The sequence below is a fragment of the Umezawaea sp. NPDC059074 genome (genome assembly GCF_042738955.1).
GTDB lineage: Bacteria > Actinomycetota > Actinomycetes > Mycobacteriales > Pseudonocardiaceae > Umezawaea.
Map to the genome: position 1 here is coordinate 1 of NZ_JBHYHC010000220.1, position 9,377 is coordinate 9,377.

At 70.4% G+C, this 9,377-nt stretch carries 9 protein-coding genes; 3 read left to right on the top strand and 6 right to left on the bottom strand.

Translation table 11 applies throughout. The features are described from left to right. Positions 1-1,137: 1,137 nt before the first annotated feature. A complete protein-coding gene (locus ACFWW9_RS44375; protein WP_390389379.1) occupies positions 1,138-2,403 on the top strand; it encodes a ferric reductase-like transmembrane domain-containing protein in 1,266 nt (421 codons plus the stop codon). A 3-nt stretch (positions 2,404-2,406) separates the two neighbouring features. Here ACFWW9_RS44375 and ACFWW9_RS44380 read toward each other — a convergent pair whose 3' ends face one another. After that, entirely contained in the window at positions 2,407-2,658 is a 252-nt protein-coding gene (locus tag ACFWW9_RS44380; protein WP_390389381.1) for a DUF6289 family protein, read from the bottom strand. Positions 2,659-2,799: 141 nt separating this feature from the next. On the opposite strand from ACFWW9_RS44380, the gene ACFWW9_RS44385 reads away from it, so the two are divergent. Beyond that, complete coding sequence (locus tag ACFWW9_RS44385; protein WP_390389382.1) at positions 2,800-3,438, top strand: rhomboid family intramembrane serine protease; 639 nt, start codon at positions 2,800-2,802, stop codon at positions 3,436-3,438. On the opposite strand, the gene ACFWW9_RS44390 is transcribed toward ACFWW9_RS44385, so the two are convergent. The 4 genes from ACFWW9_RS44390 to ACFWW9_RS44405 form a co-directional block, all read right to left on the bottom strand. Continuing rightward, a complete protein-coding gene (locus tag ACFWW9_RS44390; RefSeq protein WP_390389384.1) occupies positions 3,419-3,970 on the bottom strand; it encodes a M15 family metallopeptidase in 552 nt (183 codons plus the stop codon). The two genes, ACFWW9_RS44385 and ACFWW9_RS44390, sit on opposite strands and share 20 nt — an antisense overlap. 107 nt (positions 3,971-4,077) lie before the next feature. Further along, positions 4,078-6,306 (bottom strand): catalase/peroxidase HPI, encoded by a 2,229-nt coding sequence (gene katG / locus ACFWW9_RS44395; protein WP_390389386.1) that lies wholly within the window; start codon positions 6,304-6,306, stop codon positions 4,078-4,080. Between the two features lie 18 nt (positions 6,307-6,324). After that, positions 6,325-6,750, bottom strand: coding sequence for a Fur family transcriptional regulator (locus ACFWW9_RS44400; RefSeq protein WP_390389388.1), 426 nt, complete (start codon positions 6,748-6,750; stop codon positions 6,325-6,327). 67 nt (positions 6,751-6,817) lie between these two features. Next, on the bottom strand, positions 6,818-8,281 hold the full coding sequence (locus ACFWW9_RS44405; protein WP_390389390.1) for an FAD-dependent oxidoreductase: 1,464 nt from the start codon (positions 8,279-8,281) through the stop codon (positions 6,818-6,820). Between the two features lie 129 nt (positions 8,282-8,410). Between ACFWW9_RS44405 and ACFWW9_RS44410 the strand changes: the two genes are divergently transcribed. Then, a complete protein-coding gene (locus ACFWW9_RS44410; RefSeq protein ID WP_390389391.1) occupies positions 8,411-8,884 on the top strand; it encodes a MarR family winged helix-turn-helix transcriptional regulator in 474 nt (157 codons plus the stop codon). On the opposite strand, the gene ACFWW9_RS44415 is transcribed toward ACFWW9_RS44410, so the two are convergent. Beyond that, positions 8,881-9,377 (bottom strand): TetR family transcriptional regulator (locus ACFWW9_RS44415; RefSeq protein ID WP_390389392.1); only part of this gene is annotated, 497 nt, incomplete at its 5' end. The two genes, ACFWW9_RS44410 and ACFWW9_RS44415, sit on opposite strands and share 4 nt — an antisense overlap.

Here is a 9,377-nt window from a genome sequence, read left to right on the forward strand (position 1 = left end):
AAGACGCCTTGACAAGACGAAAAAGGGTGGGGGCGCAAAAACAATCGGGGGCCGCCAGGGTTGGGGGTTAAAAGAACCTGCCGGCAAGCTACGGTCCGATCGGTGCCAGTGCCGGCCGGGGGCCGGAAGATAGACAGAGCAGTTCCGATCGGTGCAATTTAGAGGTGGGTCGGGTTGGTCACGGGGCTTGGTTGGGGCCGGGGGCCAGCTGGCCACGGCTGCCGATGTGGCCAGGCGGTGAAGGCCAGACCGGGCAGTGCCTCAGTTGAAGGTTGCCTGCGGCAGGCAGCTTGCGGCGGTTCAGATCGAAGGGTTGCCTCCGGCAGGCTTGCTGGGGTTGATGGCGCAAGGTTGCCTGCGGCAGGCCTGCCGCTCGTCGACGGCGCAGGGTTGCCTGCGGCAGCAGGCTTGATGGCCGATTGCCTACCTGCTGGGGCTGGCTGGTTGGTCGTGTCCGATTTTATTTGGGGGATTTGCCCCTTAAAATTGGAGATCGGGCAGGGCTTTGGGGCACTGCCTTTTGGCCCGATCAAGGGGCAAATCTAGGGGCCCCAAATCAAATCGGACACAGCGGGCTGGAAATCGAAGCCGCCGAGCAGGCAGGCTGGAACCCTCAGCCGGACACCCAGCCACGACGACACAGGCGGCCTCCGACAACACGGCTCACCCGAAGCGACCACGGGGCCCAAGCGTTCAGCAACTCACCACCGATCGACCCAGCACAACCCGCCACCGCAGCGGGACCGCCCGCCCCGTCCCGCCTTACCGCGCCACCACCTCGCCGCGCCGCCGCTTCACCTCACTGCGCCGCCGCTTCGCCTTGCCGCGCCGCGCCACTGCTTTGTCGCGACCACACCCCGGCCCACTCGGGCCTCACCCCGCCGCTTTCAATCAACACTGAAGCGATCGCAACAACAGCACCACCTGAACGCCGCCTCCGAGCGCGAAGTCGTCCAACTCGTGCCAACAATTTCTGGCGTCGACGGGGGTCTGGTGCTGCTCCCCCGCTACATAATGTGCCGACTTCACGCGGCCGGGATGGGTCGTGGTCGAGAAAGGTGATCGATGGCTGTCACGACTCCCCCTGTCCGGCGTGGTGGGTTGGCGCCGGTTGTCCAGGCGCGGGTGGCGCTTTGGGTGTTCGTCGTTGTCAACGTGGCGATCGTCGAGGTCCTGTTCTTCACCGCTGGTACGGGGAAGAACAGTGTCCTGACCGTCGCGAAGTTCTTCGGGCTGCACGCCGCGTTGGTGATGATGTTCCAGTTGTTGCTGGTCGCGCGGTTGCCGTGGCTTGATCAGCGCATCGGCATGGACCGGTTGACGGTGTGGCACCGGTGGGTCGGGTTCAGTCTGTTGTGGACGATCCTGGTGCACGCGAACCTGGTCGTGTTCGGGTATGCCGCTCTGGACGACTCCGGGTGGGGGAAGACGTTCCTGGCGTTGGCCGGGGTGCCCGCGTCGTTGATGGGGATGTTGGCCGCGCTGCTCGTGGTGGTGGTCGGGGTGCTGTCCATGCGGTTCGCGCGGCGGAAGCTCAAGTACGAGACGTGGCACGGGTTGCACCTGTTGTTGTACGTGGCGTTGGGGTTGGCCTTCGTGCACCAGTTGTTGGAGACGACGACGTTCAAGTCGTCCGTCTTCGCGATGGTGTACTGGTGGGCGTTGTGGCTCTTCGCGTTCGGGTCGCTCGTCGTGGGGCGGATCGTGGTGCCGGTGGTGCGGAATCGTCGTCATCAGTTCCGGGTCGCGGCTGTGGTGCCGGAGTCGGCGAACGCGGTGTCGGTGTACGTGACCGGGAAGGACCTCGACAAGCTTTCCGCGCGTGCCGGGCAGTTCGGGGTGTGGCGGTTCCCCGGTCACAACCACTGGTGGTTGGCCAACCCGTTCTCGCTGTCCGCCGCGCCCAACGGGCGGTCGTTGCGGTTGACGGCGAAGGGGGTCGGGGTCACGAGTGCGGGGTTGCGGAACCTGAAGGTCGGCAACCGGGTGTTCCTGGAAGGGCCGTACGGGGCGTTCACGTCGTTGCACCGGTCGCGGCCCGGTGTGGTGTTGATCGCGGGCGGTGTCGGGGTGACGCCGGTGCGGTCGCTGCTGGAGGAGCACACGCCCGGTGACTTCGTGGTGCTCTACCGGGTGCGGGACGAGCGGGACGCGGTGCTGCTGAACGAGCTGCGGCAGCTCGTCGCCGCGCGCCGCGGGCGGCTGCACCTCTTGACCGGGCGCAGCGACCAGGGTGCTCGGCCGTTCGAGCCCGCCGGGCTGCACCAGCTGGTGCCGGACATCGCCCAGCGGGACGTCTACGTGTGCGGGCCGCCCGCGATGACGGCCGCGGTGCTGACCAGCCTCCGCACGATGAAGGTGCCCAACGGGCAGGTCCACGCGGAGAAGTTCAGCATGGCGTGACGGTCAGCCGTCCGAGCACTGCGCCTGGGTGACGACGGTGTAGCGGCCGCGCACGCCCCACATGTCCGTGCTGCCGTCGCAGAACTTGGTCAGGCCGCCGACCGCGGTCTCGTGGTCGATGGTGTTGTAGTACGTCTGGGTGCACTGGTAGCCGGCCTTGCACGCGGGGATCGCCTGCGCGGAACCCGCCGTGGCCAAGGGGATGCCCGTCGCGGCCAGGACGAGGGCCAGGGTGCTGATCAGGCGGCGCGACATGGGGTCTCCCTTGGTGGTCGGTCCTCCCGACGCTAGGGAACGGCGGGGTCGACCGATACGGCTGTTCGGGGCGACCGGGCGGGAAAGCCGTAGTGCCGTGGAACTTCGGGGTGTGCCGCCCGTCCTGAGGAAGTGGACCAAGTGACGACGCGGAAACCGGTGGTCGCCGCGACGGCGTTCGGCGTGGCGGTGGTCGCGGCGGTCGTGCAGTACGCGGTGCCCGCCGTGGTGCCGGTGCTGGAGCGCGACCCGAGCACGAGCGGGCAGTGGTGGCGGCTGGCCACTCCCCTGCTCGTGCAGACCCTCGGCTGGTACCAGGTGGTGATGAACCTGGTGACGCTGGCGCTGGTCGGGGTGGTCGCCGAGCGGCTGGTCGGCCGGTGGCGGTGGGCGGTGCTGTTCGTCGCCGGGACGGTCGGCGGACAGATCGCCGCGTACGCGTGGCGCGAGCCCGGCGGTGGCGACTCGATCGCCATCTGCGGGCTCGCGGGCGGGGTGCTGGTGTGGCTGCTGGTCCACCGCCGCGAGGAGCACCCGTGGGCGCTGTGGGTCGTCGTCGGCTACGTGGCCGCGTTGGCGGGGTGGGGTTTCGGCGGCGTTCCCGGCACCGCGGTGGCCGTGCTGGCGGCCGTCGTCGTGCTGTGGCTGGCACCGGCACGGGTGGTGCTCATGGGCACGGTCGGGTGCTGCGTGGTGCTGGCGTTGGCCGGGGACCTGCACGGCGTGTCGTTGGTGTCCGGGCTGGCCGCGGGGATGGCGGTCACCCGGACGCGTCGGTGAGGGGTGCGGGGCACTGGCCGCCGGGACTCGTGAGGAGTTCGAAGTGCCACATCTCGTTCGCGTACGCCTGGCACAGGCCGTACGCCGCGCCGTGCTGGATCAGCCAGTCGTCGGAGGCGGTGGGACCGATGTCGACCGCGTCGCCGGACACGTGCGTCGACCTGTCCACCGAGTTCACGTGCTTCCGCGCCTCGGCGAGGCTCCCGTAGGTGACCACGGCTTCGTCCAGCAGGCGTTCCTGGTACTTGTGGCTCCGCCAGCCCGACGTCACCTTCAGCTCCACGCCGTCCCGCCTGGCGTCCACGTCGGCGTGCCTGAGCGCCGTCAGCAAGTTCAGGTTGAGCCTGTGGATCGCGACGTGGTCCGCGGCGAGCACCGAGACGCCGCCGTCCGGGACGACGCCGTCCTCGTCGGACGCGCTCGGCTCCGTCGAGGGGGGCGCTGAAGGCGACGGCGCGGCCTCGGGGGTGCAGGCGGTCACCAGCAGGACGGCGACCACGCCCAGGGCGGCGGTCAGGACTTTCGGGGTCACGACGGGGGGCTCCTCACCGGCAGTGTCGAAGGGGGTGCCTTCGACACTGCCGGCGGGATGTCCTCGCTCAGCCCGCGTCGTGTCCGCGTTCTGCTACAACCGGAGGACTAGGCCACGTCGAACCGGTCGAGGTTCATGACCTTGTCCCACGCCGCCACGAAGTCGCGGGCGAACTTCTCACTCGCGTCGTCGCTCGCGTAGACCTCGGCGACGGCGCGCAGCTCGGAGTTCGAGCCGAACACCAGGTCGACGCGGCTGCCGGTCCACTTGACCTCGCCCGTCGCGCGGTCGCGGCCCTCGAAGGTCTCCGCGTCCTCCGACGTCGGCTTCCACTCCACGCCCATGTCGAGCAGGTTGGCGAAGAAGTCGTTCGTCAGCGACTCGGGGTTCGCCGTGAGCACGCCCAGCGAGTTCTGGCTCACGCCCAGCGCGCGCAGGCCGCCCACGAGCACGGTCAGCTCGGGCGCGGTCAGGGTGAGCAGGTTCGCGCGGTCGATCAGCAGGTACTCCGACGGCAGGCGGTGGCCCTTGCCGCGGTAGTTGCGGAAGCCGTCGACGGTGGGCTCGAGCGGCGCGAACGAGTCCGCGTCGGTCTGCTCCTGCGTCGCGTCCGTGCGGCCCGCGGTGAACGGGACCTCCAGGTCGTGGCCGGCGTTGCGCGCGGCCTTCTCGACGGCCGCGACGCCGCCGAGCACGATCAGGTCGGCCAGCGAGACCTTCTTGCCGCCGGTCTGCGCGCTGTTGAACGACTCCTGCACGCTCTCCAGCGCGCGCAGGACCTGCGCGAGGGTGTCGGGCTCGTTGGCCTCCCAGCCGCGCTGCGGCTCGAGGCGGATGCGCGCGCCGTTGGCGCCGCCGCGCTTGTCGCTGCCGCGGAACGTCGAGGCCGACGCCCACGCGGTGGAGACGAGCTGGCCGATCGAGAGGCCGGAGTCGAGGATCTTCGCCTTGAGGGACGCGATGTCCGCGGCGTCGACCAGCTCGTGGTCCACGGCGGGCACCGGGTCCTGCCAGATGAGCGACTCCTGCGGGACCAGCGGCCCGAGGTAGCGCTGGATCGGGCCCATGTCGCGGTGGGTCAGCTTGAACCACGCGCGGGCGAACGCGTCCGCGAACTGGTCGGGGTTCTGGTGGAAGCGGCGCGAGATCTGCTCGTAGACCGGGTCGATCCGCAGCGCGAGGTCGGTCGTCAGCATCGTCGGCGGCCGGTTGAGCGTGCCGTCCTCGGGGTCGGGGATGGTGTTCGCCCCGGCGCCGTCCTTGGCGACCCACTGGTGGGCGCCCGCGGGGCTCTTGGACAGCTCCCACTCGTAGCCGAACAGGTTGTCGAAGAAGCCGTTGCCCCACTGGGTGGGCGTGCCCGTCCAGGTGACCTCGAGGCCGCTGGTGATCGCGTCGCGGCCCTTGCCGCTGCCGAACGTGTTGCGCCAGCCGAGGCCCTGCTCCTCGATGGAGGCGCCCTCGGGCTCGGGGCCGACGTACTGGTCCGGGTCCGCCGCGCCGTGCGTCTTGCCGAACGTGTGGCCGCCCGCGATCAGCGCGACGGTCTCCTCGTCGTTCATCGCCATCCGGCCGAACGTCTCGCGGATGTCGCGGGCCGAGGCCAGCGGGTCCGGGTTCGCGTTGGGGCCCTCGGGGTTGACGTAGATGAGTCCCATCTGGACGGCCGCCAGCGGCGTCTCCAGCTCGCGGTCGCCGGTGTAGCGCTCGTCGCCGAGCCACGTGCGCTCCGGGCCCCAGTACACGTCCTCGTCGGGCTCCCACACGTCCGCGCGGCCACCGGCGAAGCCGAAGGTCTTGAAGCCCATGGTCTCCAGGGCGCGGTTGCCCGTGAAGATCATCAGGTCGGCCCACGAGATCGTGCTGCCGTACTTCTTCTTGACCGGCCACAGGAGCCTGCGCGCCTTGTCCAGGTTGCCGTTGTCCGGCCAGCTGTTCAGCGGGGCGAAGCGCTGCATGCCCGCGCCCGCGCCACCGCGGCCGTCCTCGACGCGGTAGGTGCCCGCGCTGTGCCACGCCATCCGGATCATGAAGGGGCCGTAGTGGCCGAAGTCGGCGGGCCACCAGTCCTGCGACGACGTCAGCACCGCGTCCACGTCGGCCGCGAGCGCGTCGAGGTCGAGCGTGGCGAACTTGGCGGCGTAGTCGAAGTCACCGCCCATGGGGTCGGACGCGGTGGAGTGCTTGCGCAGGATCGAGAGGTTGAGCTGGTTGGGCCACCAACTGCGGTTGCTCCCGCCCTCGGTCGGGTGGTTGATGCGACCGGCGGAGACCGGACACCCGCCCGCGCTCTCCTCGTTCATCTCTCCAACGACGGCGTCAGGACTGTCAGACACGGGAAACCTTCCAGGTTTTCAGGAACTGGTTGTGGTGGTGCAGTCGGGGCACAGGCCCCAGAAGACGACCTCGGCCTCGTCGATGACGAAGCCGTGGTCGTCGGACGCGGTCAGGCACGGCGCGTGGCCGACGGCGCAGTCGACGTCGGCGATGGCGCCGCACCGTCGGCAGACGACGTGGTGGTGGTTGTCCCCGACCCTGGCCTCGTACCTCGCCACGGACCCCTGCGGCTCGATGCGCCGCAGCAGCCCAGCGGTGGTCAACGCGCGCAGCACGTCGTAAACGGCCTGGTGGGACACCCCACCGAGTCCTTCGCGAACGATACCGATGATCGAATCGGTGTCGGCGTGCGGGTGGTCGTGCACCGCGGACAGGACGGCGAGGCGAGGACGCGTCACGCGCAGCGCGGCACCGCGCAGCAGGCGTTCGTAGTCCGTGGGCACGTCCCGGAGTGTGCCCTGTTTTCTGGAATGAATCAAGAATCGAGCAGGTGACGACTTCGTGTCGCGGTCAGCGCACACCCACCCCGTCGAGGTAGGTCTCGACGACGTCCAGGTCCGCCGAGCCGACCACGGCGGCGACGTACCCGTCCGGCCGGACCAGCACCCACTGCTCGGACGACAGGCCGTAGGCACTCCGGAAGTGTCCCCCCGAGTCGACGACGTCGCCGCGCGAACCGGTGGTGTGGACGTGCAGGCCGCGGCGGGGCGCGGGAGCCTCGGCGGCGTCGACGTCGTGGCCGAGCAGGGTCCAGTGCGGTCCCCGGAACAGGCTGAACAACCGGGTGGGCAGACCGCCCGCCCCCGTCACGGGCGCGTCGGGGGCGCGGTCGCCCGCCGTCACGACCTGGCCCGCCACCGCCAGCGGTGAGCCGGGGTACCCGAGGTCGAGCTGGCTCACCTCGCGGCCGCGGCGGAGTTCGGTCTCCCTCAACAGCTTGGTGGACAGCCCCAGCACGGCCTCGGCGACCGGCCTGCGCTCCTCCTCGTAGGTCGCCAGCAGCGAGTCCGGGGCGCCGTCGAGCACGGCGGCGAGCTTCCAGCCGAGGTTGTAGGCGTCCTGGACGCTCGTGTTGAGGCCCTGGCCGCCGGTCGGCGGGTGCGAGTGCGCCGCGTCGCCGGCCAGTAGCACCCGGTCGCGCCGGTAGGCGTCGGCCAGCCGGGCGTTCATCTCGAACACCGACGCCCACGACACGGCGCGGACCACGACGTCCGCCTTGCCGGTGCGCTCGTGGAGCAGGGCGGTGAGGCCCTCGGCCGAGAGGTCGACGTCCACGTCGAACGGGATCGCGCCCTGGATCTGGAACATCTCGGTGCCGCGCAACGGGCACAGGGAGATCTGGTCGGTGCGCTCGCCCCAGCGGTGCCAGAAGTCCGGGGACACGCCGTCGACCAGGACGTCGGCCACGATCGCCCGCACGCCGAGGGTCTTGCCGGGGAACCCGATGCCGAGCGCCTTCCGGACGAAGCTCGACCCGCCGTCGGCGCCCACCAGGTAACGGGCCCGGACCACGATTTCACCGTCCGGGGTGGCGATCCGCGCGGTCACGCCGTCGGCGTCCTGGCCGAAGCCGACGAGTTCGTGGTCGCGGTGCGGGGCGTGGCCGAGTTCGGCCAGCCGGGCGCGCAGCACGCGTTCGGTGAGGAACTGCGGGACCAGCAACGGGATCCGGTACGGCTCGGCCGCCGTCGGGGGCACGAGTTCGACCACGGGCTCGTCGACCGGTCCCCCGTCGGTGTACCGGCGTTGGAGGGGGTACTCGCCGCCCGCGGCGACGAGCCGGTCGATCACACCGAGGTCTTCGAACACCTCCTGGCTGCGGGGCTGGATGCCCTTGCCCCTCGACCCGACGAACGGGTGGGGCGCCTTGTCGATCAGCAGGAACGGCACGTTCCGGCGGGCGAGGTCGAGGGCGAGGGTCAGGCCCGCGGCACCGGACCCGGTGATGACGACGTCTCGGGAAATTGTGTGCATGATGCACACGATATTGCGTCGAGCTTTGCCACTTCAAGCCATGGAGCCGAATTGGCCGAAATTATCCGTTCAACATGCACACATCTCGGCACGACCTGACGGTCCGGCAGGACGCGTTACCATGGCGCCATGACCACGAGACGGCGACTGGTGGCGCAGCGACGCCTGCACGAGTCCGTCGTGGACCTCGTGGCGCTCATCAACCTGCCGCAGCGCGACGACGTGCTGCTCGCCGAGGCGGGCGTCACCCTCGACCGCGCGCTGTTCCCCCTGCTGGTGGGGATCGAGCGGTTCGGCCCGATCGGCGTGGTCGACCTCGCCGACCGCGCGGGCCGCGACCACTCCACGGTGAGCAGGCAGGTCGCCAAGCTCGCCGAACTCGACCTCGTCGAACGCCGCCCGAGCGCGGCCGACCGGCGGGTCAAGGAAGCGCGGATCACCGGCGCGGGCAGGCGGGTCATCGAGGCGCTGGACGCGGCCCGGCACCGGCTCACCGAGCCGGTGTTCGCCGGCTGGAGCGACGGGGACCTGCTCGACCTCGAACGCCTGGTGCGCCGGTACGTCGACGACCTGGCCGCGCTCGCGGCCCCCGAGGACGACTAGTCCCGCACGTCCTCGTCGGAGTCCCGCTCGCGGCGGGCGGCGAGCAGCGGCGCGGCCATCAGGTCGACGTAGCGGGCGAGCGCCTCGTGGTCGGCGGCGGAGACGGCGGGCGTGCCGACCTTGCCCCGCAGGAAGCCGATGCCGGTGATGAGCGCGGCGAGCAGTTCGGCCCGCAGCTCGGCGTCCGGCCCCTCCAGGCGGCAGGCGAGCCGCGTGCCGAAGCCGTCGTGGATCTTCTCCCGGATGTAGGCGCGCACCGTGTCGTCGTTGGCCGCGGTGACGAGCGCGGACAGGCTCCCGGCGGGCCCGACCGCTTCCGCGCGGTCGAGCGCGCGGGCGAGCAGGACGTGCGGCAGGTCGACCAGCGGGGTGTTCGCCATGATGTCGTCGGCCGTGTCGCCGCCGTCGCTGACGGCCTCGAAGAACAGCTTCTCCTTCGACCCGAAGTAGCGGTAGACGAGCGCCTGGTTCACCCCGGCGGCCGCCGCCACGT

What these genes read in the sequence shown, in the direction of transcription:
- ACFWW9_RS44405 (WP_390389390.1), bottom strand. Translation starts at nt 8,281, where the DNA reads ATGCACACAATTTCCCGAGACGTCGTCATCACCGGGTCCGGTGCCGCG.
- ACFWW9_RS44380 (WP_390389381.1), bottom strand. Translation starts at nt 2,658, where the DNA reads ATGTCGCGCCGCCTGATCAGCACCCTGGCCCTCGTCCTGGCCGCGACG.
- ACFWW9_RS44410 (WP_390389391.1), top strand. Translation starts at nt 8,411, where the DNA reads ATGACCACGAGACGGCGACTGGTGGCGCAGCGACGCCTGCACGAGTCC.